Genomic DNA, 25,755 nt, shown 5'->3' with positions numbered 1-25,755 from the left:
GCTAAAACTAGCTATATTTTATGAGAATAAAACCAACCCTTTCAATTTATAAATCGCTTATTTTTATATTATTAATGGTATTTAATACTGTTGCTAATTCACAGAACGACACTATTAATTTAAATTATAAAGATGTACCTCTTACAACCATATTTAAGTCTATTGAAAACCAAAGTAGTTTTCGAATTATTTATAATACTTCAAAAATTGATATAGAAAAAAAAGCTAGTATTCGTGTAAAAAACGCATCTATAAAAATAGTATTAGATATACTTTTTAAAAGCTCAAAAATCCAATATATTATAAAAGACAATCAAGTTTTATTAACAACAGCTAAAATTAAAAAACACACATCGTTGCTAATAAAAAAAGAAGAACGCCTTATTAAAGGTAAAGTTTTAAGTAAAGCCACTAACGAACCTCTTTTGGGCGCCACCGTTTTAATTAAAGGCACCGCAGTTGGAGCAATAACTAACGAAAAAGGAGAGTTTACATACGCCTTAAAAGGAAACGACATTAACAACATGGCTTTGTTAGTGTCGTTTTTAGGTTATAAAGACCTAGAAATTCCTGTAAAAAACAACAGCTATTTTAATATAACTTTAGAAGAAGATTATTCTGGATTAAATGAAGTTATTATAACCTCATCTTACGGAACAAAACAATTAAAAGAAGAAGTTGTTGGTAGTATTTCAACGCTACAATCAAGAGATATAGCAACAAACCAAGCTTCGGAAAGTATTGATAAAATGATTGAAGGTCAACTTGCTGGTGTTTTAGTAGAAAATACTTCAGGAATAGGTGGCCCGGTCTCAATTAATATACGCGGGCAGGGTAGTTTAACTCCGTTATTTGATACTGTTTTAGGCACTTCAACACAACCTTTAATTATTGTTGATGGTGTAATAATGAGTGAGGAATCTGCAATAGATAGTAGTTTTTTTGATGGCAGTGGTACTTATACCGAAACGCTGGCCAATCCTTTATCCCAAATATCTGCCGAAAATATTGAAAGCATAAACGTACTTAAAGATGCCGCAGCTGTAAGTATATATGGTGCAGATGGTGCCAACGGCGTTATAATTATAACCACTAAAAAGGGACAAAAAGGACAAACTAAATTTAACTTTGCTACACAAGTAGGTATATCTAGTGCCATAAACCAAATTCAATATTTAAATGGAGTACAATACAACGAGCTTCGTAACGAATATTTAACAAACACTGGCTCAAGCACTGTGCCTTATAACGGTGTAAACACAGATTGGTTTAGCTTGCTTAATAACACCGGAGTTTACAATAAATATAATTTTGCTGCAGCTGGCGGTAATGGCAAACTTAATTTTAGAACAAGCGTTACCTACCTAGATATAGAAGAGCCTCAAAAAGGCAATAACAGCAAACAATTAAACGCAGGTATAAACATAAATTACCACATAAACGACTTACATGTTGGTTTATCTTTAAATCCTAGTTACGTTAAAAAAAATGCGCCAAACATTTATTACAACTATGCTTTTATTCCAACGTTATCTCCGTATAACGATGACGGTTCCTATAGTTCTGTTGGTGTAACCGGACTTGGAAACCCACTAGCTGCAATAAACCAAAACACCAATACAACAGATACATACGGTGTTTTAGGAAGCATTAATTTAGCTTACCCAATAAATAATAACTTAAAAATTTCTACACTTTTTGGGTTAAATTTTACCGACAAAGAACAAGATCGCTATTTCTCTGGCGAAAACGAAAGCGGACAATATAGCGGAACATTTACACTAAATGGCGTGAGTTATCCGAACTACGGACGACGTGTTATAAATAATAGAAACTCAACAAAATGGAATTGGCAAGGGCAACTATTATACAACAAACAATTTAATAACAGCCATAATATTGATGGCTTAATAGGTTTTGAGTTATCTGAAGATAAAGCCAACTTTAGTTATGCTTCTGGACGCGGTTTTGTTAACCCGAATATAATAAACGCGGTTACCAATGCTGTACAAGATGACGATATTACAACAACAGCCGATGAAACTACAGATAATCAAACATACGATTCTGATATTAGTTACAACTCTAGAGTTTCTATATTCTCGCAAATAAACTACAATTACAAAAAGCGTTATTATTTTCTTGGTAATATTAGAAGAGACGAAAGCTCTGTTTTTGGTAGCGATACCGATGTAGCATACAACGGAGGTGTTGGAGTTAGTTGGATTATAAGTAACGAAAACAACTTTAACAGTAACTTTATTAACTTTTTAAAAATAAAAACTAGCTACGGTACAACTGGTAATTCAAGAATAGGCTCGTATCGTTCAAAAGGTCTTTACAACACTTCGGCTAACGGTTATAATAATTTCGATGAAGCAACAACTTCTACCGCGCCCAATGGTTACTTAAGTTGGGAAAAAAACACAAAGTTTAATGCCGGTATAGATTTTAATTTTCTAAACAGCGTACAACTATCACTCGAGTACTATTATGATGCTATTTCAGATTTAATTACCTCACGAAATATACCTTCAGAAACGGGATATTCTTCAATACAATTAAACGCAGCAAGCATGTATAATAAAGGCTTAGAGCTTTCAACTAAAGTAAATTGGATTCAATCTGAAAAATTTAACTGGAATACATCTTTTAATATTTCAACTTTAAGAAGTAAGGTTACCGAGTTAAAAGGATTGGGAAGCCAGTACTCTTCAGGCGAACGCGCACTAGCTCAAAAAGTAGGCTACAGCACGACTACAATCTGGGGAATTAACTGGGTAGGCATCGACCCTGGAACAGGAAGAGATTTACTAGAAAAAGACGGTCAAGTTTACGATGCTGTTACATACAATAATTTATTTGATAGTGCAGATTGGGAACCTATAGGAGACACTCAACCAGATGCTTATGGTGGTTTTAATAATAGCTTTAAATTTAAAAATCTTAGCTTATCAATTCGTGGCTCGTTTCAAATAGGTGGTGATTTTCTTGTTGAAGACGAACTCATTGCTAAATATAGCAATACATCAAACAGAAACCTCTCTGTAAACGCTTACGATTATTGGAGAAACCAAGGAGACATTGCCTTGCAACCAATAGTTACAAGCAACAACCCAACCATATCGAACTACAGTAAATATTTATTCGACAACACCTATTTAAAATTAAGCAACATTAATTTAACCTATAACTTCCCTCTAAATAGCGTTAAATTTTTAAACAACTTATCGGTTTTTTTAGATGTTTCAAATGTTGGCTACTGGTATAAAGATAAAAGCCCCTATGATAGAAACGGAATTAGAGAATTTAAATTTAACTACCCACAAGCGAGAACAATTTCTATGGGTATAAACGGAAAATTTTAAGATATGAAACAGTATAAATATATAAAACAACTATGTCTTGCTGTTGGTTTATTAATAATTTGCTTTGCGCAAAGTTGTAGTGAGTTTTTAGAGCAAGAACCAGGATCACAAACCTCGATAAACGAACAACTTTCTACCAAAGAGGGTGTTCTTGAAGCTTTGTTAGGCACCTATTCAAGTTTAGAATCAACAGTAAGAAGTGAATATTTCGCAATATATGTCGATCTGCAATCAGGAAACTTAAAATTCTCACCAAGTTTAAGCACGAGCAGCTTAGGAGAGTTAAGCGCCCCGGTAAATCTAGAAAATGTTTACAACTTTCAAGACTTAGCCCAAGACAGTGATTTAGAATCTGTTTACGATGACTGCTACAACATAATAAACCAAACAAATTTAATTTTAGAATATGTTGAAGCATTAACAGATGCTACAAGTGAAGAAATAAATCAAATTAAAGCTCAAGCGCTAACTATACGAGCTTACTGCCATTTTTTACTAGTACAAATTTACGCTCAGAACTATAATTATACGGCAGACGCTAGCCATTTAGGAGTAGTTTACAGCACCACAACATTAACCAATGGAATTACTTACCCATCTAGAAAAACGGCTCTCGATACTTATACACTTTTAATTAACGATCTTAATAATGCTTTAAGTTTTTATAACGATTCTTCAATTCTAGATGGTGCAACGTATTCCTATTTTAACTATTACAATACAAAGGCATTTCTAGCTCGTGTTTTCTTATCAAAACAAGATTGGCAAAACGCCTACGACATGGCAAACGACGTTATTTTAAATTCTGGAGTAGCTCTAATTTCTGATGAAAACTACATTTCGGAATGGGAAAAAACAGATACGCCAGTTTCTGAAATATTATTAGAATTTTCGGTACCCAGAGATAGTGGTGATAATGTTGGAGGTTCAATGTCGGCTTTTTACGGATATACTTCAGATTCAGATTACGAAAAATATGTAGCTTCAGAAGATTTACTAAATCTGTTTGAAACCACAGACATTAGAAAAGAGTTATTTCTAGAACAACCGCTAGCCACATTAATAGATAACGAGCTTGAAGATGCAAATTATTACTTCACCAAAAAATTTCAAGACAATGCTGCTTTTGTTGGATTAAGATTAAGCGAATTATACCTTATTAGAGCTGAAGCTTCTATAGGTTTAGAAAATTTAGAAGATGCTAAAAACGATATAAACGTAATTCGTGAACGCGCTAACGCATCCTTACTAACTTCTACAGATAACCTTGAAGAACTTTTACTTGAAGAACGCAGAAAAGAGTTTTGTTTTGAAAGCCACTATTTATTCGATTTATCAAGAAATCAACAAGATATAATAAGGAATGATGGGTGTATTTCACAAACTTGTAATCTCAATTATCCATCAGATAAGTTCATTTTACCTATTCCTCAAGCCAATATAGACCTTAACGAAAATTTACAACAAAATGCATCGTATTAAACAAAACATTAAAATTCTAGTACTTTTACTAACAGTTATTTCTTGTACTAACGATGACAATCAAGACAATTCGTTTTCAGAACCATTTGTAAGATTTAATTTTTTAGTAAATAGTAATAACGAACCCTTAGAGTATCCATCTGTAAGCAGTGCTTTAATTCCTGTTTCTAGCTACGCTAACAGTTCTATTGCACCTGTAAAAATTCCTGTTACACTATCTTCAGAGGCATTATCTGAAACCGTTACAGTTAATTATAGTATCGCTTCCTCTGGAAGTGAAGATGCTTTTAACGTGTTTCCAGAAAACCAAGTAAGCTTTAGCGGCACACAACTAACAGATACTATTTATGTAACTTTTAATGAACGCTGGACAGAATATCAAACCATAAATTTTGCTCTAGAAAGCGCTTCAAACAATAGTATAAATATTGGTAACCTAAATAGCACCTCTCCAAACGACACCTTTACAATAAACCTTGAAGATATTGAAACCTATTACACAATAGAAACCAACCGAATTGAAATTACGGGCGAACAAGGCGAAGAAATATCTTTTAATGTCAATTTCCCTAACGGATTTATTGAATCTGAAATTGACACAGCCTCGATGTTCGAATTTTTAAATGGTTTTGAATATACACTTACAACTGATTTTATTGCTGAAGATAAAACATATATTACCTACAAAATAACTTTAGATGAAAATATACAAAACGATGATGTTTACTACGAGTCTATAATCACTTTAGTTAACACAGATAATTACACAGTTTCTGGGAACTCCATTTTACAACTAGTAAAACCTATTGCTACAGAACGTAATAACGCTGTTTTTACCGCATCAAATTTTTACAATCTAAATGATGCTTTCCATAGAACTTACGGCGAGGTTTGGAATGATTTTGACGAGGATGGTGTTTGCGAATGGGGCTATTTCTTCGCATTTACATATCCAGTAGTTGTTGATGCAACGCACCCCAACGCAGTTCTTTACAGCGATAATGGTACAACAGACACCTCGGATGATATTTACCATCATGCTTTTCAAATAGGGTTTGGAACGTCTACAACAATAACAACAAACTCTTTTAATTTAAAACGCTGGTTTAGTAATGAGCTTACATCTACAGCAGACTCTCCCGGATTTAATGTAAGTCCCGCTATAGAATTTTTCCCAGAAAATGGTAACAGTACTAATAAGGGAAGTATTTTAATTATCCCACAGTTTCTTAGTATTTCAGGTAACAACGGAAACACACATTCCATTGCCATTTCTGGCGAAGGTACTTACGAAGAAATAAGCGACGATTTATTTGAACTAAAATTTACATTAAAGGCCACTAATGATGCTGTTTTTGGTGGAACCGTATCTGCAGAATACCGAATTTATAGCAATAATAGCTACACAGACCCAGAAGATTTAACTAACTCCAATTGCATATCTACTTATGAACTTTAAATTAAAAACAATTCTTTTTTTAATAATTGCACTGGTAATATTTGGTGCATTGTATTTTATAGATAGTCATGCTAACAAACCAGAATCAAGGTATAATTCTATTTCAAAATTAAGAGAGGTTTACAGTAGTACCGACCAAACATTATGGCCAGAGCCAAATTTAGATGAGACTATAGATAAATCTACATTTAAAGATATTGGGGCATTAAATAAACCAGAATTTCCAGAAAGCAACCCGTATTCTAAAGAAAAAGCAAAACTCGGAAAAACACTGTTCTTTGACCCAAGGCTTTCAATTAGCGGACAAATAGCTTGTGCTTCTTGTCATAATCCGGAATTAGCTTGGACAGATAATTCTACCCGCTCTTTTGGTCATGACAGACAAACAGGAGCACGAAATTCTATGACCATAATAAATTCAGGCTTAGCGCACGAGTTATTTTGGGACGGACGAGCCAATAGTTTAGAAGACCAAGCACGTTTTCCTATTGCAGATCCTGTAGAAATGAACGAAAAACTAAATATTGCGGTAGATAAAATAGCGAACATAAATGGTTATAAACCTCTTTTTAAATCGGCCTTCGGATCCGATTCTGTTTCTTTAAAACGTATTCAACAAGCCATAGCTACTTTCGAGCGTACCGTAAATAGTTATAAAACGAGATTCGACAAATTTGTACTAGGAGATTCTACTAAACTAACAAACCAAGAGGTTTTAGGTTTGCATTTGTTTCGAACAAAAGCGCGCTGTATTAATTGCCATAACACCCCATATTTTAGCGATAATAAGTTTCACAACGACGGACAAACACTTTTTGGAACAAAAAATGAAGATTTTGGACGCTATGTGGTTACAAAAAACAAAGAAGACATTGGTAAATTTAGAACGCCAACACTTCGCGAAATATCAAGAACCGGACCTTGGATGCATCACGGGCATTTTCCAAGTTTATTAGATGTAGTAGAGTTTTACAATTTAGGAAACCCAGCTCCAATTCAAAAAAAATACTTAGGCACAGAACGAGACTCTCTAATACCCAACAACTCGCCTATTCTGCAAAAACTAAACTTAAATAAAGAAGAAATTAATGCTTTATTAGCTTTTTTAGAAACACTTAGCTCAAATAAAGGACGGACTTTAATACCAGAATTACCAAAGTAAAAATAACTCAAAATATTACTAATTAATACTCTCACAAATTATGAAAAAACAATTACTAGCTCTATTTACTTTATCACTAAGCTTTACAATTCAAGCACAAATTACACAGGTTAAGGAAATAAACGACAACGGAACATCTAGCTCACTTCCAGCAAATCTATATACCTTTAATGGAAAAATTTATTTTGCTGCCGATGACTCAAACGGATCAAACACCCCAGGAGGTGCAGACCTAGGTAAAGAACTTTGGGTAACCGATGGTACCGAAGCAGGAACTACCTTTGTAAAAGATTTAAATACTGGAGCTGCTAGTTCTTCTCCTACAGGTTTTTTTGAATACAACAATACACTCTATTTTTCTGCAAATAATGGTACTAGTAGCGTATTATTTTCAACCGACGGTACAGAAAGTGGCACCAATGCTACAGGCCACCCTTTTGTATTTAACCCAATTGAAACTGGCGGGTTAGTATACTTTGTATTAACTACAGATAGCAATAAACTCTATCAATTTGATGACACTAATACATCTCCGGTAACCAACAATGGCACAGGTACAGAAGCACTAGTTGGAGCCCATTTTACAGCTTTCAACAATAAATTATTATGCTACATGGACTATTCTGAAGACGAACCAACTATAGGTCGTGAACTTTATGAATATAACCCAAGTACAGGATTATTTACTTTAATTAAAGATATTGATGAAGGTACAGGTGACTCAAGCATTAGTAATTTTACAGTTGTTAACAACGAGGTGTTTTTTAAAGCAGACGATGCATTATGGAAAACAGATGGCACAAATACTGGCACAGTTGCTGTTGAAAATGCAAGTTCTTTATCCGGGATAAACAACTTTTTTGCTTGGAATAATATATTGTACTTTGAAGCAGACAATGGCACCTCTGAAGATCAACTTTGGGCTTACAACCCAAACACCGATGCTATTTCCAATATAAGCAATATCACCGGAGGCGCATCAAATGATCACGATCCATCAGACTATGCCATTTTAGGCGACTATTTATATTATGCAGGCGAAGTAGCCGACGACACCGCGCAATATTTATTTAGAACAGATGGCTCTACTTCCGAAAGAGTTGATAGTAACATTAAAGATATAGATGATCTTGTAGTACTTAATGATAAGTTATATTTTGAAGGAGACAATGGCACAACTGGAAACGAACTTTATAGCTTCGACCCTGCTACATTATCTACTTCTAGTAGCTCATTTGAAATTATTTCGGTTTACCCGAACCCAGCTACAGATTATATTATGGTTCCTACTAGCTTACTTAATAAAGATTTTTCAATATACAGTAGCTCTGGTAATCTTATCAAAAAAGGCATAATATCATCCGAAAAAATAAATCTAAACTTAAATAGTGGTTTGTACTTAATAAAAATAGAATCTAACAACAATATCCTAACCAAAAAAGTTCTGATTAAATAGCTAATTTTTACACTTTTTTAAAGCCTCGTATGTAACGAGGCTTTTTTTATTATTAGTAATTATTGAGAATATTAGATAGCAAAAGATAAAAACCTAACTTTTCTTGTAACAAAACATAACTTTTAACGTTCTAATAAACTATCAATCAAATCACAATCAAGTTATGTTAAAGCATTTTTTTATTATTTGCTCAGGTGCCGATACCGATATTTTAAACACCTGCAGCAACGGCGAACAAAACAAATATGCCGGAATTGGAGCTACAGTTTTCTTTACAGCAGTTATGGCCACAATTGCAGCTAGTTATGCCCTATTTACTGTTTTCGATAATTTATATTCTGCTATATTTTTTGGATTAGTTTGGGGATTACTAATTTTTAATTTAGATCGCTACATCGTTTCAACCATTAAAAAAAATGGAAATTTTACAGATGAATTAATTCAAGCCGCACCAAGAATAATTTTAGCATTAATTATTGCCATAGTGATCTCTAAACCTTTAGAACTTAAAATTTTTGAAAAAGAAATAAACCAAGTTCTGTTAGAAGAAAAAAATGCTATGACTTTAAATAACAAAACACAAATAGCAGAACAATTCACTCCTAAAATTGAAGCTTTTAACACCAAAATAGATTCCTTACAAAGCGAAATCAGCCAAAAAGAAGCCGAAGTAAATGCCCTTTACAACGTTTATATAAATGAAGCCGAAGGAACTGCAGGCACAAAACTTTTGGGCAAAGGACCTGTATATAAAGAAAAACGTGATAAACACGATGCTGCATTAGCCGATTTAAAGGAATTAAAAACAGAAAACAAAGCAAAAATTGAAGCTATCGAAGATAAAATTGCTCAAGCCGAAATCGATTATGCAAACCAAGTAACCACATCTCAACCTATTATTGATAATTTTGATGGCTTAATGGCCCGCGTAAACGCACTAAACAAATTGCCTTGGCTACCCTCATTTTTTATTTTCCTATTATTTTTAGCTATTGAAACGTCGCCTATTTTTGCAAAATTATTATCTCCGCGCGGCGCATACGATTTTAAACTTGAAGACGAAGAAACCGCATTAAAAACGCAAGTTCTTCAAAATAAGAATCAGCGAGAAATTATGCTAGAAACAGATACAGCCGTAAACGACCGCATATACACAGACATTAAAAACGATGACGAACTCTACAATTACAAACGCAAAAAAGCACGCGAGCTTATGCAATTACAAGCCGATGCATTTTATAAAAAGCAGAAAACAATTTTGTAATTAGGCAGCCGAATTTGAACTAAAATGCTCGTATAAATCTTTACAGCCGTAACCAATAATAGATAATTTTTTATTTTGCTTTAAAGCCTCAAAATGCAGTTGCGACATTGCAGCTACACCGTACTTATCAATACTTTCTACATCCTCTATGCTAATAGTTACAGCATTTACATTAGAGAAAATATTTTTAAATTCTGCTTTAAACGTATAAACGTTTTTTTTGTTTAAGTGACCTTTAACCTTATAGAAGTTGTTGTAGCCCGAAATTTTTAATTCCATAATTATTGGTTTAATGTTAATAATAAATTTGAGGGAGATCAAGTCACTGACTTTGAAATAAATATAAAAACAAAACCAACTACCAACCTTATTTTATCGTTAAATAGAAATTTACTTTAGATGAATAAAAATTTTCTGTCGATTTTATCGATGAGTAACACGTTAAATTTTTCTATTTTTACCCAAACGAATCTTAAAATCAAGATGCATTTATGAAAAAGTTACTTTTAATTTTTTGTTTTATCACTGCTTTTTCTGGGTACGCTCAAAACGAAGAAGCCGATAAAAAAGCCATACAAAAAGTATTAAAAAAACAGCGTTTAGCTTGGTCTAAAAACGATATTGAAGGTTTTATGGAAGGCTACTGGAAAAGTGACTCATTAACCTTTTACGGTGCTAACGGTGTTGTAAATGGTTGGGACGCAACTTTAAAGCGTTACCAAAGAGCTTACCCAACCGAAGACCACACTGGTATTTTAAGTTTTAAAATTAATGCCATTAACAAAATTGAAGCTAATTCGTACTACGTTTTAGGCGAATACCACATAAAGCGAGAAGTTGGAAATGCCGATGGTTTTTTTATGGTCGTTTTTAAGAAGATAAATGGCGAATGGAAAATTATATCTGATACTTCTGGTTAAACGTTTAGTTTTTTTAAAAGTGCTTTATGGGCTTCAATATCTACAGGTTTAAACACTACTGTACTAGAAACAGGATATTTTTCAAGTAAATGTTTTGGTCTAATTGGTCGTTTTACAAAATCGCCACCGCAATTAGGGCAAACATGTTGTAAAATAGTTTCTACACAACTTTTACAAAATGTGCACTCGAAAGTACAAATCATAGCATCTTCGGCATCAAAAGGTAATTTTTTATTACAGTTTTCGCAAGTTGGGCGTATTTCTAACATAAAGAAAAACTATTAAAACTCAAGTAACAAGTTACGCTTTTTAATTTACTTACTAAAGTACCTTAGCCTTAATAGTTATTCAAAAAAACTTTAAATTAAACCACCGTTTGCTCCTATAATTTGCCCGGAAATCCATTTAGAGTCGTCGCTAGCTAAAAACACTACCACTCTTGCAATATCAATAGGTTCTGCCAATCGGTTAAAAGCAATCATATTTTTTAATTTATCGATAGTTTCTTGCGATTTTCCGTTTAAAAACAAATCGGTTGCAGTAGCTCCAGGAGCAATGGCATTAACCGAAATGCCTCGACCAACTTCTTTAGCAAACACACGAGTCATTTGCTCTACAGCCGCCTTTGTAGCGGAATACAATGCATATTTAGGAAACATAAGTTTTACTGTACTTGAAGAAAAATTAAGGACAATACCATTATCTGATAGTTTTGTTGCAGCCTCTTGCATGGTATTAAAAACTCCACGCACGTTAACATCGAATAATTTAGTAAAATCGTCTTGGGTATTATCTTTCAACAGCTTATTGTACATAATACCCGCATTATTTATTAAAACATCAACTTTACCAAAAGTTTCAATAGTTTTATTAAACAAAGCTTCTACATCTTGTTTATTGCTAACATCTGCTTTTACAACAATAGCTTTTCCACCTTCATCTGTAATTGTATTTAAAGTTTCATTGGCTTCTGCTTCGCTATTGGAATGATTTATTACAACCTTTGCACCGTTTTTTGCTAATTGTATGGCCACTTCTTTACCTATGCCTCGCGAGGAACCGGTTACTATAACCACTTTATCTTGTAATGTCATACGATATATTATTTTAATGCAATTAATTTATTTGCAATTAGCTTTAAATTAGGTTCATTAATTTCGGGATTTGGTGCTAACGGATACAATTGTGCACCTGGACGGCTAACAAAAGCACCTCTCCATCCCGCCCAAAGTGCGCCTGCAATGTCCCAACCATGAGCCGCCACCATTAAACATTCAGATGATTTAATTTTCATTTTTCGTGCTGCCCAATCGTAAGCATCGGTATCTGGCTTGTATTTTCCAACATCTTCAATACTTAATCGTTCATCAAAATAATCTAGTAAACCAGCATTTTCAAATTGAGTTTTTACACCAATGTTAGAGGAATTTGTAAAAGACACCAATTTGTAACCAGCATCTCTTAATTGCTTTAAAGCTTCTTTTACTTCTGGATGTGGTGGTATAGAACGTAACGGACCTAAAATGGCTTCTTGAGCTTCTTTTTCTCCCATTTTAATACCATTATTTGCTGCTACCATTTGTAAAGCCGCAGCACCAATTATTCCGAAGTCGTTGTATTGCCTACCTACTGTTGTTACCAACGAATATTGTAACATGGTTGTAAACCAAAGTGATAATAAATCGCTACGTCCGTTAAGTTTTTCTCCAACGTTTTCCTTCATAGCTGTTAGGTCGAGTAACGTTTCATTTACATCAAAAAATAACACCTTTGGGCGACCTGTTAATTTTTTCTCTTCTTGCATAGTATTTTGGTTTAAAACATTGGTAAAATTTGGCATGGTTACTCCTGCAACTCCAAGCATTGCGGTGTTTTTAATAAAGTTTCTTCTGTTGTTTTTCATAGGTTATGGTTTTATTATCAAAAAACATTCTTAGTAGTATGTTTTTGTTTAAAAAAAATTTTATGCTTTTAGTTGATTTAAATATAATTTTAAACCAGATATGTATTGATTTAAAATGTCATCATCATTATATAATTTTCTAATACCACGAATACCCTCAAAAGCACTAATTAAATATACCGCAACGGCTTCGCTAGAAATATTTTGCTTAATACATTTTTCGTTTTTACCACGATTAATTAAGGTAATTAAAGCGGCTTTCCAAGTTTCAACAATATGTTTAAGTGCCGACTGATAAGCGGTTTCATAATTCCCAATTTCGTTAATAAAATTATTCATGGGGCAACCATTTTGCTTATCGTAAAAAGGAAAAGATTTTATTCTATTTAAAAAGGTTTTTTCAAGAATTACCATGGGGTTTCCTGCATCGCTTAATGGTAAAATCATACCATCGTACACACGTTTTCTCACTTTAAGCTCTATAACTTCTAAGCCTAATTGTTCTTTATTTTTATAGTGATGATAAAATGCACCTTTAGTAAGTTTTGCAGCCTTTACAACATCGTTTATACTTGTAGTTTTAAAGCCTTTTTCATAAAATAACGTAAAAGCCTCTTGTACAATTTGTTGCTTAGTTAATTGCGATTTTAATTCTTGCTGCATGCTGTAAAGTTATAAAAAATACCAGCTAGTATGTTTTTATTATAAAAAATTTAACTTGTATGTTTACGTTGTTTTTTAATTAATGAAAATGAAATACAGTTATAAAGTAATTTTAATGGTAGTTTTAGCAGCCATAACCATTTATGGCTTGGTTACTGGCCGCTATTTGTTTTTAGTTTTTATGTTTCCTTTTGGATTTAACCTTTTTAAGAAGAAAGACGAGCATTAGGTTTTCTTTACATAATCGGTAATAATTACAATGTGTTGTCCATCGACTTTACCTTCAATATATTGCGCGTTATCACGATCCAATCGAATATTTCTAACTGCAGTACCTTGTTTGGCAACCATACTACTTCCTTTTACTTTTAAATCTTTTATTAGCACAACAGCATCACCATTATCTAAAATAACACCGTTACTATCGCGATGTATCACTTTTTCGCTTTCGTCTTTATCTTCGCCCGTCGCTCTTGCTAATGCTAAAGCCTCATCGCTTAAATACATCATGTCTAGTAAATCTTTTGGCCAACCTTCGTTACGTAACCTTTGCAACATACGCCATGCCATTATTTGTACCGCCACGTGTTCGCTCCACATACTATCGTTTAAACAGCGCCAGTGGTTAGCATCCATTTCGGTACGTTCTTCAATTTGATCTAAACAGATTTTACAGATCAACACATCGTTATCTACATTTTCGTTTAATGATGGCGGAATGGTATACTGACTTAATTGGGTTGTAGATTTACACAACTCGCAACAATCCCCACTGCGTTCTTTTAGTGTTTGTAATACACTCATTATGTTTTTAAAATTTAGTTTTCTAATTCTTTTTGAAGCTTTTTAGGCAAACTTTTAACCACCAGATTATAAGATTGATCTATAAGTTCTTTTACTAAAGCCGGAGGCACTTCGTTTTTATGTAATTGTATGGTGTTCCAATGTTTTTTACTCATGTGATAACCTGGTTCTACAGCTTCATATTCTGCACGAAGCTCCAAAGCATAATCTGGATCGCATTTTAAGTTTACAGATTGCAAACCTTCTTCCCATTTTTTTAACGAGGATAAGGCAAACATTTTACCTAAAACTTTAAAAACCAACACATCTTCATCGAAAGGAAAATGTTCGGTAACGGCTTTTTTATTTAAGCAATAGGTTCTGTATTGTTCTATATTCATGAGTTACAATAGTTTTTCCATGAGCTTTTCTGGATGACTTAAATATGTAAATCCAAATTGTTTGTATAAACCGTGGGCATCATTGGTTTTTAACATCCAAACTTTACAATCTTGCAAATCTTTATGCGTTGTAACGGTTTCCATTAATTTTTTTGAATAGCCTTTACCACGATATTCCGGAAGTATAAACACATCCATAATATAAGCGAAAACCGCATAATCTGTTGCAACGCGTGCAAAACCAATTTGCTCATTATTTAAATATACACCAAAACACAAACAGCTATTTATTGTTGTTTGCACTTGCGCTACAGTTCTTCCTTTTGCCCAATAGGTTTCACTTAAAAATTGATGAATTACAGAAACATTCAACTTACTTTTATCGGTAGATATTTCGAACATTATTTTAATTTTTTAGGTTCTACACTATCTATTTCTAAATATGAATAATCTAGTTTCCAACCAATAGTTTCAACAATAGTTTCAATAAGTAAAATAGTTTCAAGCGCTTCTTTTTGTGCTATTTCAATTAAACCACTTTCTGGTATTTTTTCTTGAATATGAAGTTTAGCTTCGTTGTGTAATCCGGTTAAATCGGTGGCTTCAAACTTATTAAAGTAGCCATCTTTTTTATCGTAATAATTTAAATTGGTTTCTATTGAAAGTACTTCGGGTTGCGGAAAATGCTTCAAAATAATTCTTTTCTTATCATTTTCGGCTTCAATTTTAATTTTAGCTAAATCGTAACCTACATGCGCCTTGGCGTTTATTACAACTAAGGCTTTTTTCTTACTTGTTATTAATTTTAAAAAGCGTTCTTTTACATCTTCGTAATGATAAATCTCGGCAAAATCACCTTCAACAGTAATAAACTTACATACCTTTTTAATCTTATCTATTAAAATGGTAGACTGTGAGTTTACTAAACTCTTCTTTTTAAAAGATTTTACCACAGTAACCACACCAGTAGTTACCAAAACGCCAATTATTATACCTAAAAACGCTTCCATAAGGTTTTAAAGTTTACCCAAATGGGTGTTTTTAAAATCTGTAATATACTTTAATCCGTAGCCAAAAACTCTGTCGAAACACGAATGTGAAAAAAGAATAACACCTATTAATTTTACTATATCGTTTTGCAAATAAACGCCTAAAAAATAGCATAAAATTGCAATGCCTTTATGATGAAACACATTGTAAGCATAAGCGCCAATTTTAGGATTTACTAAATACCCCAACATGCCAATATCTGGAGTTAACAGCAAGCCAGCAAACCACCACCAACTTAAATTTAATTGTGAAAACAAATACATACCCAGAACAAACATGAGTAATTCTTCTAGTTTTAAAACGTTTTTCATGAACTTATAGTTTTATATAAAATGGGTTTACTTGGCGTTGCATCATTCTCAAAAGGTGCTATTTGCAGGTTTAAAAAATACTCGCCGTCTTCAATTTTATTAGACACATAAATAAACTCGGTTATTGTGGCATCTAAACGTAATTTGCCTTTTGTGTTCCAAAAAGCATTATGCCCTAAAAGCTCGCCACCATCTTTTTCTTTATCAATACTTGGTAAATCTATTAGTAAATGTTTAATGCCTTTTTTAACTAGAAATTCTACAGCATCGGCTTGTAAATATGGCCAATTGGTATTGGAGTATTGACGTGACAATTTTTCGCGAGTGTTAGGAATAGTACGAATTACCAAAGCATCACGCTTTTTATTACCTAAAGCAAATTGTATTTGTTTTTTCGAGATCACTCTATCGTCGTTAAACGTTTCTGGAGCCACGGTAATAACCTCAGCTAAAAAGAAAAACTGCTTTAAATTTTTATTTATAGAGTGCACCTCCTTTGTAATATGCCCAACCGTTTCGGTGTGCGTACCATGCGCATGCGGATTAAAAGAAATATTATTAAAATTTACACTTGCACCTTGCTCTACACTAGCCACCCAATCATCTTCTGTGTGTGGTTCTATTTTGGGTTCGCCAACATACCATGCGTTAACATTATCTTTACTGCCACGAATAGGCATTGAAATATCAATGGGTTGTTTTAAATTTATTTTTAATTTTCTGGAATTGTATTGAATTGTTGCAATCATGCTCAAAGATACTAAATCATGAAGAGTTCTGCCGCTATTCCATCTACCAAAAATTTTCCTTTTTTTGTAGTTACTAGCACAGATTCGTTATGAGAATTGGTTTCAATAGCTAACAAATCTTCATTTATAAATTTATTGGAATTCTTTTTTAAATACTGAAGGAAGCCGTCTCCGAATTCGGTTTTAATTTTATTAAATGAAACACCCCAAATGGTTCGTAAACCCGTCATGACATGCTCGTTAAAAGCATCTTGTTTTGTTAAATTTTCTGTTGATAAAGGCAACTCTTTATTTTGAATACTTTTTATGTATTTAGCATTGTTTGAAACATTCCAACTACGCTGATTGTTGTAAAACGAATGCGCCGAAGGACCAATACCTAAATAAGACTTACCTAACCAATAACTGGTGTTGTGTTTCGAGAAAAAATTAGGTTTACCAAAATTAGAAATTTCGTAATGCACAAAACCTTTTTCGGATGTTTTTTCAACTAAATGATTAAAATGTTTAAGCGCTAAATCTTCATCGATTGGTGGGTATTTTCCTTTTTCAATAAAAGTATCTAAAGCTGTTTTCGGTTCAACAGTTAAGGCATAACTAGAAATATGATTTACCCCAAAACTAAAAGCTTTCTCTAGGTTATCATTCCATTTTTCCAAACTCATATTAGGAATGCCGTAAATTAAATCGATAGTTATATTATCGAAACATTTTGTTGCTTCTTTTAAACATTTTTCGGCTTCAGTAGCGTTATGTGCCCTATTCATGCTTTTTAAATCGTCATTAAAAAACGACTGAATACCAATACTTAATCGGTTAATTTTGGTTTCTTCCGCTAAGGTTTTTATACGCTCCAACGATAAATCGTCTGGATTCGCTTCTAAAGTTATTTCTGGATTTTCGCAAACTTGAAACCTTGTATAAACCGCATCGATAATTTTCTGTAATTCTATGTTACTTAACATCGATGGTGTGCCGCCGCCAAAATAAATGGTTTCAACTACTTCTCTGTTTAAAATTGGGTAACGTAATTCTATTTCGGATATTAACGCATCAATAAGCTCATCTTTCTTTTTAAGTGATGTAGAAAAATGAAAATCGCAGTAAAAACAAGCTTGTTTACAAAATGGTATGTGAATGTAAATTCCGGCTGCCCCTCCTAGCCTCCCCGAAGGGGAGGAAATTGTATCGAGATCTATATTATCCAATTATTAAAAACTTACTTGATTTGATTCGTTTTATCCAAAATCAGCCTTATACTATATTTTAATTTATCTAATAAAATAGAATATTTTTGATTTAATACGTTTTTGGAATTAGTTGCATTTTTATAAATCTCAATTAAGACATCATTATTCTTTATTTTTCCTTCTTCATTATGACAACCCACTAATAAAACAATCGTTTTTCTAATCAATTGTTCCATATCATGAAACACATCAAATAATTCTAGAATAATTCCATCAGTTTCGTCATCTATTTCTTCATAAAGAACCAAATTAAACATACTTGCTTTTTCACTTAACAAGTCAAACTTATTATCCAACTTTAATAAATACTCCTTTTTCTCTACATTTGATTTTATTTGCGCAGATAAATAATAATCTAACTTACAGAAATAAGAATTGACGGCTGTCCAAAAGTCATAGATTGCTTTTTTCTTTTCTTGAATCAAACTTATCCTGTTTGACTTTAAAACTTCCAATTCGGCCTTTAAAGTCTCCAAATCTTCATTAAATTCTTTTTTTACTGATTCAACTTTTCGCGTTATACCGTCTACGTCTTCTTTATCTGCTAAATTTTCAAGTTTTCTTTTTAAAAAAAAGTAGAATCCTAATAGAATAATACCAAAAATGTAAGAGAATGGATTTTGAAAAAAAATATCTAATTGTTCTTTCATCATAATAATCAACCAATTTTATTCGGGTTTTGCTTCACAAAAGCATCCCAACCCGAGTAACTTTTACCAACATCAACTCGTCCGGAGTTATAAAAATGACAAACTGCTGCTGCTAAACCATCGGTTGAATCGAGGTTTTTGGGCAGACTTTTTAACCCCAAAATGCTTTGTAACATTTTAGCAACCTGTTCTTTACTCGCGCTACCATTACCTGTAATAGCCATTTTTATTTTTTTTGGTAAATATTCAGTAATTGGTATTTCACGGCTTAATCCTGCAGCCATAGCAACGCCTTGTGCACGACCAAGTTTTAACATACTCTGCACGTTTTTACCAAAAAAAGGCGCTTCAATAGCAATTTCGTCGGGGTTATGCGTATCAATTAATTCAATAGTACGCTCAAAAATAAGTTTCAACTTTAGGTAGTGGTCGCTATATTTTTTTAAATCGAGCTCGTTAAGTTGTAAAAAATGCATTTTTTTACCCACCACTTTAATAAGACCAAAACCCATTATGGTTGTTCCTGGATCTATACCTAAAATAATTCGTTCCTTCATTTATCTAAATATCAACAACTTAAAATAGCACGTTTATTAACGCCATTTAATTGCGTAATTTGTAAAAATTATGCGCCAAATGCCTTACAAAACTAAGCAATTCTTTTTTGTGCTTATTAAATTAAGCATTGTTGTTGGTGCTTTTTATTTTATTTACCAAAAACTCACAAATAACAGTTCTTTAAGTTTTTCAGAGTTTATTAAATTTTCACAGAAAAGCGATGTTTTTAGTCTAAAAAACACATTTTTTCTATTAGTTTTAAGCTGTTTTAACTGGTTTTTCGAAATTTTAAAATGGCAAACTCTTATTAGTTCCGTAAAAAAATTAAGTTTTAAAAATGCCCTCGAACAAAGCTTAGGCAGTTTAACAGCATCGCTTTTTACACCCAATCGCATTGGTGAATACGGCGCGAAAGCCATGTACTTTTTGGGCAATAGTCGAAAAAAAGTATTATTAGTAAACCTGCTTCATAACAGTTTACAAATGTTGGTTACAACAGTGATAGGCGTTGCAGGTTTTTTAGTTTTTTCAAGTAACTTTGGGCTACAAATTAATTACTTTAAACTTATCCTAACTCTAGTAATAATTGTAGGTTCTGTCATTCTTATAAGCTTCAGTATAAAAAATAAAAAGCTAAAAATTAAAGGGTTTTCGTTTTATAAATTAAAAACCTTCTTTTTAAAATTCCCAAAACAAAACTTATTTTTAGGTGGCTTTTACAGTTTGGTGCGTTATGCCGTTTTTTCATTTCAGTTTTATTTTCTGCTTCAACTTTTTCATGTAAATATTGGCTATTCGCAAGCTATGGTAATCATTTCAACCATGTATTTGCTAAGTTCTATAATTCCTTCAATTTTTATTTTCGACGTACTAATTAAAGGCAGTATTGCCGTTTATCTATTTTCTTATGCGCACGTTAACGAGTTAACGGTGCTAAGCATTGTTTGTTTAATGTGGATTTTTAATTTTGTTATCCCTAGTATTTTAGGAAGTTTTTATGTGATAACATTTAAGTTTCCAGAACACGACACATAGCATGATTATAATTAGTATTTTAATAACATTATCTTACCTAATTTTAATAGGGCGTTTTATTTATGGTTTTAATAAAATTGAAACTTTTAAATTTAAAAACTCACCTCCAAAAACCAGATTTTCTATAATTATACCTTTTAGAAATGAAGCTGAAAATTTACCCAATCTTTTAAAATCTATAGAACATTTAAATTATCATAAACTACTTTTTGAAGTGTTTTTGGTTGATGATGAATCGGAAGACAATTCGCTTGAAGTTATTGTTAAAAGTGGTGTTGATGTAATTACTATACCTAATAAACGTGAAACAAATTCACCTAAAAAAGATGCTATAAATACAGCTATTGGCTTTGCAAAAAATGAATGGATTATAACCACCGACGCCGACTGCATTTTACCTAAATTTTGGCTTGAAAATTTTGACAATTACATACAAAACAAAACCATAGATGCCGTTGTTGCTCCAGTAATGTATAAAAGTGAAAACTCTTTTTTAAACCAATTTCAAAACCTAGATGCCTTAAGTTTACAAGGTGCAACTATTGGTGGTTTTGGGTTAAACCAACCCTTTTTGTGTAACGGCGCTAATTTTGCGTATAAAAAGTCTGTTTTTAACGAAATTGATGGCTTTAAAGGCAACGAAAATATTGCTAGTGGTGACGATATATTTATGCTTGATAAACTTTTAAAAGCGAATAAAACTATTGGATATCTAAAAAGTAAACATGCCATTGTTAAAACAAAAGCTCAAACTTCATGGACAAATTTAATTTCTCAGCATGTGCGTTGGGCGGCTAAAACCAGTGCTTACAATAATAAATTTGGTAAAATTACAGGGCTTATAGTTTTACTAATGAATGCCTTAATTGTTGTTAGCATTTTACTAACTATTTTAAAACTTTTAAATCCTTTTGTTTTGGTTAGTGCTGTTGCTATTAAAACTATTGTTGATTTTATTTTATTGAATAAAACAGCTTCATTTTTTAATAAAAAAAATATCTTAAAACAATATACATTAAGCTTTTTACCATACTCTTTTTTTAGTGTTTTTGTGGCTATAAAAGCTATTTTTGGAGGTTATACATGGAAAAAACGCGAGTTTAAAAAATAAACCACTCCCGATTTCTGCATTGTTTTAATAAGCGCTCTCATTTTAGTTTTAATTAAAACCACAAACCCAGTTTTTACAATTTTTAGAAAACGAAACTCGTGTAATTAAAACGGGACTTGCGCTGGTATTTTTATAAATTGAGCGGTTTCTTTTACCGTAATGTTTACAAAAAGTTTACACGTTTATTTGTCACTTTAGTTCGGCTTTATGCTGCAGAATTTATCAATTCTTTAATTCACATTAATTATTATAGGTAAACTAAAGGCTGCATTGACATGCTGACCGCGTTTTATGGCCGGATAAACTTGAGGAAGCGAATCTAGACTTCGGTTTATTAACGCTTCAATATGAGGTATTTCTTTACGGGTGGCATGAGCCATTTTAATATCTGTGAGCTTTAAAATACCTGTTTTAGATAAGTTAAAATTTAAAACAATAGTGTCGGTAATATCTTGGGTAACGGTTAGTTGTTCCTGCTTTAAAAATTCCCAAATATGAAGCGTTAAACTATTTTGAAAACAATCTTTTCTGTCTTGTTTAACTGCAATAGAATCGCAACTAGAAAAGCTTGGGTATTCATCTACATCGGTCCAATTAAACGCTTTTAATTCTTCGTTTAAAATATCTTGAGATGACGATTTTTTCATCTTAAAAAAATCGCACGAAATAAGTAATAAAAAGAATAACAGAGTAAAGATTAACCTCATAAATTTAAACTGAAACCGAAATTTACAATTTTTTTCGGTTTAAAAAATTACAAAACAAAAAAACCGAACGGTAAAGCTCAGTTTTTCAAGTTATTTAAGATTATACTAACCTTTTTTATCGGTATTCTCATCTGTGACGGCAAAAACTATTGGTAAAGAATAGGCCACCTTAACCAGTTTACCCTTTTGCTTACCTGGGGTCATTTTTGGTAATTTATTTATTACACGTATGGCTTCTGCTTCTAAATCTGTGTGTGGTGCTCTTGAGCGTATATCTCCAATATTTCCTTCGGTATCAATCTTAAAAATTACATTTATACGTTGTCGTCCAGATAATCCTAATTCTTTCCCTAAATCAGTATTAAAGTTTTCACCAACAAAATTTGAGATTTTTTCCGAAAAACATTTCCGTTTCTCTTCGTTAGTATTTAAAGATTCGCAGCCTGGAAATACTGGAACATGCTCAACTACCGAAAATGGCACCATAACAGAATCTGAAACTTTATTTACTCCTGCCGAAACCTTCCAAGGGCTATTTTCTAACGGGGAAAAATCGACATCTTTTATAAGCCTTAATAATTCTTCTTTTTCTGCTTGTGTAAGCGCTCCTTTTTTCTCCTCAAGTAGCGACTTTAAAACTTCTATCTGGTTTGTAATACTATTTGAAGCGTCGTTTTCATTTTGCCCTGTAACACACGAAGTGAAAAATAACATGGCTAAAACAACTGGAATTAAAATAACATACTTTAATAAATAAACTTGGTTGGATTTTGATTTTTGTAACATAACGATTCGTTTTTTGATTAATGATTGTTTGTAAAATGGATTGATGAATGATATGCGCTTGGTTTGAAATACTTGCGCTAATAAATTTTGATAATAGTCTTTTTTACCCTGATGCTTTACCGCCTGTGAATCGGCAATAAACTCATGTAGTGTTATTAATTTATTTTGATAGATATATACCAGCGGATTAAACCAAAACACAATGCGAAGCAACTCGAAAAACAGTAAATCGAGTGTATGTTTTTGGTTTACATGAACCATTTCGTGTCGCAAAATACTGGCTTTTTCTTTCTGCGATAATTGCTCTCCTAAAAACACGTAATTAAAAAATGAAAAGGCATTAGTACTGTTAAATAAACGAACCAAACTTAGCTTGCCGTATTTTATTTGAGGGTTGCTTTTTATTAAAATAATGACTTTATAAAGCTTAAATACAAATAAAATTAAAGCTACAAGCATTCCTAAATAAAACAGATATTGCCATGAAAAAAGCGACATAACTTCTGTAGTTTCACCTTTAATAATTACCGGATCGAGTTGTATAGTTTTATTTGTTTGCCCTAAAAACACTTCGGGTAAAGCCACAACAAACTGTTCTGGCACTGCTTTTTTAAAGCTTTCAATTTTTATAAATGGTAAAAACACCGATAACAATGTCGTGAATAACAGATAAGCACGATTCCAGTTAAAAAAGGTTTCTCTTTTTAAAAACACATCGTAAACTAAAAGAAAACACAACTGAAACGTTATGGTTTGAAGTAAATAATATACCATAATTACTCGTTTTTATTAATTTCCTTTAACACCGATTCTAGCTCGTTTACGCTTATATCGTTTTTCTTCATAAAAAAGGACACCATACTTTTAAATGACCCTTGAAAATACCCATCGACCAACTTGTTTATAGTTTGGTTACTGTAATCTTGTTGTTTTAAAATTGGGAAATAAATATGGCCTTTACCTTGCTTTTCGTAATCTACTGCGCCTTTGTTTTCTAAAATCCTAACAATGGTTGAAACGGTATTATATGCTGGTTTTGGTTCAGGAAACTCCTCAATTATAGCTTTAACATTAGCTTTTTTAAGTTGCCAAAGTATTTTCATTATATCCTCTTCTGCCTTTGTTAGTTGTATCATATTTGCGTACTTTAAAATTTTAAACTAAAAACTTAGTTGAACAAATATAACTAAAAAATTAGTTTAAACTAATTTTTTAGTTCAAATTGTAACTTTTGGTACGGTTTTTAGTCTAATTTCGTAGAACAAACTTATTTTTTATGGATATTACTTTAGTTATTATTGGCAGTTTATTAATGTTTTTAGGCATTATTGGTAGCTTTTTACCCATTTTACCCGGTCCTGTTACCAGTTGGATAGGTTTATTAGTACTGCATTTTACCAATGCCGTAACCCTAGAAACTTCGTTTTTGGTTATAACAGGAATTATTGCTCTTCTTATTTACATACTCGATTATATTATCCCTGCTATTGGAACCAAACGTTTTGGCGGTAGTAAATATGGCGTAATTGGAACAACCATTGGGTTAATAGTTGGGCTAATTGCCCCTATTCCTGGAGGAATAATTATTGGTCCTTTTTTAGGTGCTTTAGTGGGAGAATTACTAAATAAAAGCGATACAAAAACGGCAACACGCGCAGCTTTTGGGTCTTTTTTAGGTTTTATAACTTCAACCTTTATAAAATTTGTGGTTGCAATAATTTACACCGGACTATTTATTGGTTTAGTTTGGGAAAACAGAACTTTTTTATTTTAAATTTAAATAAAAAGAAGAAACCCTGTGGGTCTCTCACCTCCACAGGGTTTTGTGTAAATTGCTATTATCAACAAAAAAATGAGGGATTAATTAATTTTTTTGAAGCGTTGTTATACAAATATACCTATAACTTTCGACTTTTAGATGCGGGAAAACCGTACTTTACTTGTGGTTAATTTGCAAACCTCAATAAAGACAAGGGTTTTGACAGTTTTTAATTACAAGAATATTATTGTTTTTTTTATATAAACCCTGTTTTTCTGGCCTCGTTTATTAAAGTTTCATCCTGACCGTCTTCTACATCAAAAATTTCGCGAAGATGTTTTTTACGCTTTTCAATAGCGCTTAAAGAAATGTCTAAATGTTGCGCTAAGTTTTTAGTTTTTATACCTTGAGATAATAAATAAAGTATTTTTCGGTTTTTTTCGTCAATTACAATATCGGTTGTTAAAGACTTTCTAATATGCTGATTTACTGTACCACTGTAAAATGGAGGATTATTTAAAACAGCCTGAAAAGCACTTGCCAGTTCACTCGATGTTAAATCACTTTTTATTAAAAAACCTTCTGGATCTATGGTTTTAATTATGTTATGAATTCTAAACGATTCATTAAACATAGTTAGCACCACAATTTTAGCTTGAGGAAGTACCGATTTTGCATATTCTGCCAAGTCTTCACCAGAACTCATTACACCGTCAGACGATGGTGGTAAACTTATATCTACAAATAACACGTCGTATGGTATTTGCTTTACAGATTTATTAATTAAAGCTACTGCTTCGTCGCAATTATTTGCAATATCTATTTTAAGCTCTTGATGGTCCTTTTTAGTGAATAATAATGTATTTTGATAACCTTCGATAATCATGGGATGATCATCTATCATTAATATTTTTATACTTTCGGTCAT

Annotated in this window: 29 protein-coding genes; 11 read left to right on the top strand and 18 right to left on the bottom strand. The window is 32.4% G+C overall.

Annotated features, from left to right (window positions below; translation table 11 throughout):
- Positions 1-20: 20 nt before the first annotated feature.
- The 6 genes from LG651_RS04980 (at position 21) to LG651_RS04955 (ending at position 10,191) form a co-directional block, all read left to right on the top strand.
- Positions 21-3,368: a SusC/RagA family TonB-linked outer membrane protein gene (locus LG651_RS04980; RefSeq protein WP_226695055.1), complete on the top strand. Its 3,348-nt coding sequence runs from the start codon at positions 21-23 to the stop codon at positions 3,366-3,368.
- 3 nt (positions 3,369-3,371) lie between these two features.
- Complete coding sequence (locus LG651_RS04975) at positions 3,372-4,850, top strand: RagB/SusD family nutrient uptake outer membrane protein (protein WP_226695054.1); 1,479 nt, start codon at positions 3,372-3,374, stop codon at positions 4,848-4,850.
- Positions 4,837-6,309 (top strand): hypothetical protein, encoded by a 1,473-nt coding sequence (locus LG651_RS04970; RefSeq protein ID WP_226695053.1) that lies wholly within the window; start codon positions 4,837-4,839, stop codon positions 6,307-6,309. The genes LG651_RS04975 and LG651_RS04970 overlap by 14 nt, the downstream gene beginning before the upstream one ends.
- Positions 6,299-7,471 (top strand): cytochrome-c peroxidase, encoded by a 1,173-nt coding sequence (locus LG651_RS04965; RefSeq protein ID WP_226695052.1) that lies wholly within the window; start codon positions 6,299-6,301, stop codon positions 7,469-7,471. Before LG651_RS04970 ends, LG651_RS04965 begins: the two co-directional genes overlap by 11 nt.
- Before the next feature lie 40 nt (positions 7,472-7,511).
- On the top strand, positions 7,512-8,927 hold the full coding sequence (locus tag LG651_RS04960; RefSeq protein ID WP_226695051.1) for a T9SS type A sorting domain-containing protein: 1,416 nt from the start codon (positions 7,512-7,514) through the stop codon (positions 8,925-8,927).
- 163 nt (positions 8,928-9,090) lie between these two features.
- A complete protein-coding gene (locus tag LG651_RS04955; protein ID WP_226695050.1) occupies positions 9,091-10,191 on the top strand; it encodes a DUF4407 domain-containing protein in 1,101 nt (366 codons plus the stop codon).
- Here the strand turns inward: LG651_RS04955 and LG651_RS04950 are convergent, their stop codons facing one another.
- A complete protein-coding gene (locus LG651_RS04950; RefSeq protein ID WP_226695049.1) occupies positions 10,192-10,470 on the bottom strand; it encodes a hypothetical protein in 279 nt (92 codons plus the stop codon).
- Between the two features lie 212 nt (positions 10,471-10,682).
- On the opposite strand from LG651_RS04950, the gene LG651_RS04945 reads away from it, so the two are divergent.
- A complete protein-coding gene (locus LG651_RS04945) occupies positions 10,683-11,111 on the top strand; it encodes a YybH family protein (protein ID WP_226695048.1) in 429 nt (142 codons plus the stop codon).
- Here LG651_RS04945 and LG651_RS04940 read toward each other — a convergent pair.
- The 4 genes from LG651_RS04940 to LG651_RS04925 all read right to left on the bottom strand — a co-directional run bounded on the left by LG651_RS04940 (position 11,108) and on the right by LG651_RS04925 (position 13,677).
- Complete coding sequence (locus LG651_RS04940; RefSeq protein ID WP_226695047.1) at positions 11,108-11,380, bottom strand: DUF1272 domain-containing protein; 273 nt, start codon at positions 11,378-11,380, stop codon at positions 11,108-11,110. The genes LG651_RS04945 and LG651_RS04940 overlap by 4 nt on opposite strands.
- 90 nt (positions 11,381-11,470) lie before the next feature.
- Complete coding sequence (locus LG651_RS04935) at positions 11,471-12,205, bottom strand: glucose 1-dehydrogenase (protein WP_226695046.1); 735 nt, start codon at positions 12,203-12,205, stop codon at positions 11,471-11,473.
- A gap of 8 nt (positions 12,206-12,213) precedes the next feature.
- Positions 12,214-13,014, bottom strand: a complete 801-nt coding sequence (locus LG651_RS04930; RefSeq protein WP_226695045.1) for a haloacid dehalogenase type II — start codon at positions 13,012-13,014, stop codon at positions 12,214-12,216.
- 60 nt (positions 13,015-13,074) lie between these two features.
- Complete coding sequence (locus LG651_RS04925; protein ID WP_226695044.1) at positions 13,075-13,677, bottom strand: TetR/AcrR family transcriptional regulator; 603 nt, start codon at positions 13,675-13,677, stop codon at positions 13,075-13,077.
- 88 nt (positions 13,678-13,765) lie between these two features.
- Here LG651_RS04925 and LG651_RS04920 point away from each other — a divergent pair, with 88 nt between their 5' ends.
- A complete protein-coding gene (locus LG651_RS04920; RefSeq protein ID WP_226695043.1) occupies positions 13,766-13,906 on the top strand; it encodes a hypothetical protein in 141 nt (46 codons plus the stop codon).
- Here the strand turns inward: LG651_RS04920 and LG651_RS04915 are convergent.
- From LG651_RS04915 to ruvC, 9 genes are read right to left on the bottom strand one after another with little or no spacing between them, the layout of a single operon-like run.
- Positions 13,903-14,481 carry a PhnA domain-containing protein gene (locus LG651_RS04915; protein WP_226695042.1) on the bottom strand — a complete coding sequence of 193 codons (579 nt, stop codon included), beginning with the start codon at positions 14,479-14,481 and terminating at the stop codon, positions 13,903-13,905. The two genes, LG651_RS04920 and LG651_RS04915, sit on opposite strands and share 4 nt — an antisense overlap.
- Positions 14,482-14,495: 14 nt before the next feature.
- Positions 14,496-14,861: an MmcQ/YjbR family DNA-binding protein gene (locus LG651_RS04910; protein WP_226695041.1), complete on the bottom strand. Its 366-nt coding sequence runs from the start codon at positions 14,859-14,861 to the stop codon at positions 14,496-14,498.
- Positions 14,862-14,864: 3 nt separating this feature from the next.
- Positions 14,865-15,263 carry a GNAT family N-acetyltransferase gene (locus LG651_RS04905; protein ID WP_226695040.1) on the bottom strand — a complete coding sequence of 133 codons (399 nt, stop codon included), beginning with the start codon at positions 15,261-15,263 and terminating at the stop codon, positions 14,865-14,867.
- On the bottom strand, positions 15,263-15,871 hold the full coding sequence (locus LG651_RS04900) for a DUF4230 domain-containing protein (RefSeq protein ID WP_226695039.1): 609 nt from the start codon (positions 15,869-15,871) through the stop codon (positions 15,263-15,265). Before LG651_RS04900 ends, LG651_RS04905 begins: the two co-directional genes overlap by 1 nt.
- A gap of 6 nt (positions 15,872-15,877) precedes the next feature.
- A complete protein-coding gene (locus tag LG651_RS04895; protein WP_226695038.1) occupies positions 15,878-16,222 on the bottom strand; it encodes a DUF4260 domain-containing protein in 345 nt (114 codons plus the stop codon).
- A complete protein-coding gene (locus tag LG651_RS04890; protein ID WP_226695037.1) occupies positions 16,219-16,971 on the bottom strand; it encodes a cyclase family protein in 753 nt (250 codons plus the stop codon). The genes LG651_RS04895 and LG651_RS04890 overlap by 4 nt, the downstream gene beginning before the upstream one ends.
- A gap of 11 nt (positions 16,972-16,982) precedes the next feature.
- Complete coding sequence (hemW, locus tag LG651_RS04885) at positions 16,983-18,179, bottom strand: radical SAM family heme chaperone HemW (protein WP_226695036.1); 1,197 nt, start codon at positions 18,177-18,179, stop codon at positions 16,983-16,985.
- A gap of 11 nt (positions 18,180-18,190) precedes the next feature.
- On the bottom strand, positions 18,191-18,874 hold the full coding sequence (locus LG651_RS04880; protein WP_226695035.1) for a hypothetical protein: 684 nt from the start codon (positions 18,872-18,874) through the stop codon (positions 18,191-18,193).
- 5 nt (positions 18,875-18,879) lie between these two features.
- The gene (ruvC, locus tag LG651_RS04875; RefSeq protein WP_226695034.1) at positions 18,880-19,428 is read right to left on the bottom strand and encodes a crossover junction endodeoxyribonuclease RuvC; all 549 of its coding nucleotides are present in this window, start codon (positions 19,426-19,428) and stop codon (positions 18,880-18,882) included.
- Positions 19,429-19,495: 67 nt separating this feature from the next.
- Here ruvC and LG651_RS04870 point away from each other — a divergent pair, with 67 nt between their 5' ends.
- Both LG651_RS04870 and LG651_RS04865 read left to right on the top strand, forming a co-directional pair.
- Complete coding sequence (locus LG651_RS04870) at positions 19,496-20,464, top strand: lysylphosphatidylglycerol synthase domain-containing protein (protein ID WP_449584533.1); 969 nt, start codon at positions 19,496-19,498, stop codon at positions 20,462-20,464.
- A gap of 1 nt (position 20,465) precedes the next feature.
- Positions 20,466-21,575, top strand: coding sequence for a glycosyltransferase (locus LG651_RS04865; RefSeq protein ID WP_226695032.1), 1,110 nt, complete (start codon positions 20,466-20,468; stop codon positions 21,573-21,575).
- A 230-nt stretch (positions 21,576-21,805) separates the two neighbouring features.
- Here the strand turns inward: LG651_RS04865 and LG651_RS04860 are convergent, their stop codons facing one another.
- From LG651_RS04860 to LG651_RS04850, 3 genes are all read right to left on the bottom strand, one after another.
- Positions 21,806-22,222 (bottom strand): hypothetical protein, encoded by a 417-nt coding sequence (locus LG651_RS04860; RefSeq protein WP_226695031.1) that lies wholly within the window; start codon positions 22,220-22,222, stop codon positions 21,806-21,808.
- 165 nt (positions 22,223-22,387) lie between these two features.
- Entirely contained in the window at positions 22,388-23,842 is a 1,455-nt protein-coding gene (locus LG651_RS04855; RefSeq protein WP_226695030.1) for a M56 family metallopeptidase, read from the bottom strand.
- A gap of 2 nt (positions 23,843-23,844) precedes the next feature.
- A complete protein-coding gene (locus tag LG651_RS04850) occupies positions 23,845-24,204 on the bottom strand; it encodes a BlaI/MecI/CopY family transcriptional regulator (protein WP_226695029.1) in 360 nt (119 codons plus the stop codon).
- A gap of 140 nt (positions 24,205-24,344) precedes the next feature.
- On the opposite strand from LG651_RS04850, the gene LG651_RS04845 reads away from it, so the two are divergent.
- Positions 24,345-24,842: a DUF456 domain-containing protein gene (locus LG651_RS04845; protein ID WP_226695028.1), complete on the top strand. Its 498-nt coding sequence runs from the start codon at positions 24,345-24,347 to the stop codon at positions 24,840-24,842.
- Positions 24,843-25,083: 241 nt separating this feature from the next.
- Here the strand turns inward: LG651_RS04845 and LG651_RS04840 are convergent, their stop codons facing one another.
- Positions 25,084-25,755: a response regulator gene (locus LG651_RS04840; protein ID WP_226695027.1), complete on the bottom strand. Its 672-nt coding sequence runs from the start codon at positions 25,753-25,755 to the stop codon at positions 25,084-25,086.

The organism is Neotamlana sargassicola, assembly GCF_020523965.1.
In the GTDB taxonomy this organism is placed as follows: Bacteria; Bacteroidota; Bacteroidia; order Flavobacteriales; family Flavobacteriaceae; genus Neotamlana; species Neotamlana sargassicola.
This window is presented reverse-complemented; position numbering and strand designations above follow the sequence as displayed.

What these genes read in the sequence shown, in the direction of transcription:
- LG651_RS04850 (WP_226695029.1), bottom strand. Translation starts at nt 24,204, where the DNA reads ATGATACAACTAACAAAGGCAGAAGAGGATATAATGAAAATACTTTGG.
- LG651_RS04890 (WP_226695037.1), bottom strand. Translation starts at nt 16,971, where the DNA reads ATGATTGCAACAATTCAATACAATTCCAGAAAATTAAAAATAAATTTA.
- LG651_RS04900 (WP_226695039.1), bottom strand. Translation starts at nt 15,871, where the DNA reads ATGGAAGCGTTTTTAGGTATAATAATTGGCGTTTTGGTAACTACTGGT.
- LG651_RS04935 (WP_226695046.1), bottom strand. Translation starts at nt 12,205, where the DNA reads ATGACATTACAAGATAAAGTGGTTATAGTAACCGGTTCCTCGCGAGGC.
- LG651_RS04925 (WP_226695044.1), bottom strand. Translation starts at nt 13,677, where the DNA reads ATGCAGCAAGAATTAAAATCGCAATTAACTAAGCAACAAATTGTACAA.
- LG651_RS04950 (WP_226695049.1), bottom strand. Translation starts at nt 10,470, where the DNA reads ATGGAATTAAAAATTTCGGGCTACAACAACTTCTATAAGGTTAAAGGT.
- LG651_RS04910 (WP_226695041.1), bottom strand. Translation starts at nt 14,861, where the DNA reads ATGAATATAGAACAATACAGAACCTATTGCTTAAATAAAAAAGCCGTT.
- LG651_RS04905 (WP_226695040.1), bottom strand. Translation starts at nt 15,263, where the DNA reads ATGTTCGAAATATCTACCGATAAAAGTAAGTTGAATGTTTCTGTAATT.
- LG651_RS04980 (WP_226695055.1), top strand. Translation starts at nt 21, where the DNA reads ATGAGAATAAAACCAACCCTTTCAATTTATAAATCGCTTATTTTTATA.
- LG651_RS04840 (WP_226695027.1), bottom strand. Translation starts at nt 25,755, where the DNA reads ATGACCGAAAGTATAAAAATATTAATGATAGATGATCATCCCATGATT.
- LG651_RS04960 (WP_226695051.1), top strand. Translation starts at nt 7,512, where the DNA reads ATGAAAAAACAATTACTAGCTCTATTTACTTTATCACTAAGCTTTACA.
- ruvC (WP_226695034.1), bottom strand. Translation starts at nt 19,428, where the DNA reads ATGAAGGAACGAATTATTTTAGGTATAGATCCAGGAACAACCATAATG.
- LG651_RS04970 (WP_226695053.1), top strand. Translation starts at nt 4,837, where the DNA reads ATGCATCGTATTAAACAAAACATTAAAATTCTAGTACTTTTACTAACA.
- LG651_RS04845 (WP_226695028.1), top strand. Translation starts at nt 24,345, where the DNA reads ATGGATATTACTTTAGTTATTATTGGCAGTTTATTAATGTTTTTAGGC.
- LG651_RS04975 (WP_226695054.1), top strand. Translation starts at nt 3,372, where the DNA reads ATGAAACAGTATAAATATATAAAACAACTATGTCTTGCTGTTGGTTTA.
- LG651_RS04945 (WP_226695048.1), top strand. Translation starts at nt 10,683, where the DNA reads ATGAAAAAGTTACTTTTAATTTTTTGTTTTATCACTGCTTTTTCTGGG.
- LG651_RS04965 (WP_226695052.1), top strand. Translation starts at nt 6,299, where the DNA reads ATGAACTTTAAATTAAAAACAATTCTTTTTTTAATAATTGCACTGGTA.
- LG651_RS04895 (WP_226695038.1), bottom strand. Translation starts at nt 16,222, where the DNA reads ATGAAAAACGTTTTAAAACTAGAAGAATTACTCATGTTTGTTCTGGGT.
- LG651_RS04955 (WP_226695050.1), top strand. Translation starts at nt 9,091, where the DNA reads ATGTTAAAGCATTTTTTTATTATTTGCTCAGGTGCCGATACCGATATT.
- LG651_RS04855 (WP_226695030.1), bottom strand. Translation starts at nt 23,842, where the DNA reads ATGGTATATTATTTACTTCAAACCATAACGTTTCAGTTGTGTTTTCTT.
- LG651_RS04915 (WP_226695042.1), bottom strand. Translation starts at nt 14,481, where the DNA reads ATGAGTGTATTACAAACACTAAAAGAACGCAGTGGGGATTGTTGCGAG.
- LG651_RS04930 (WP_226695045.1), bottom strand. Translation starts at nt 13,014, where the DNA reads ATGAAAAACAACAGAAGAAACTTTATTAAAAACACCGCAATGCTTGGA.
- LG651_RS04860 (WP_226695031.1), bottom strand. Translation starts at nt 22,222, where the DNA reads ATGAAAAAATCGTCATCTCAAGATATTTTAAACGAAGAATTAAAAGCG.
- LG651_RS04865 (WP_226695032.1), top strand. Translation starts at nt 20,466, where the DNA reads ATGATTATAATTAGTATTTTAATAACATTATCTTACCTAATTTTAATA.
- LG651_RS04880 (WP_226695035.1), bottom strand. Translation starts at nt 18,874, where the DNA reads ATGATGAAAGAACAATTAGATATTTTTTTTCAAAATCCATTCTCTTAC.
- LG651_RS04920 (WP_226695043.1), top strand. Translation starts at nt 13,766, where the DNA reads ATGAAATACAGTTATAAAGTAATTTTAATGGTAGTTTTAGCAGCCATA.
- LG651_RS04940 (WP_226695047.1), bottom strand. Translation starts at nt 11,380, where the DNA reads ATGTTAGAAATACGCCCAACTTGCGAAAACTGTAATAAAAAATTACCT.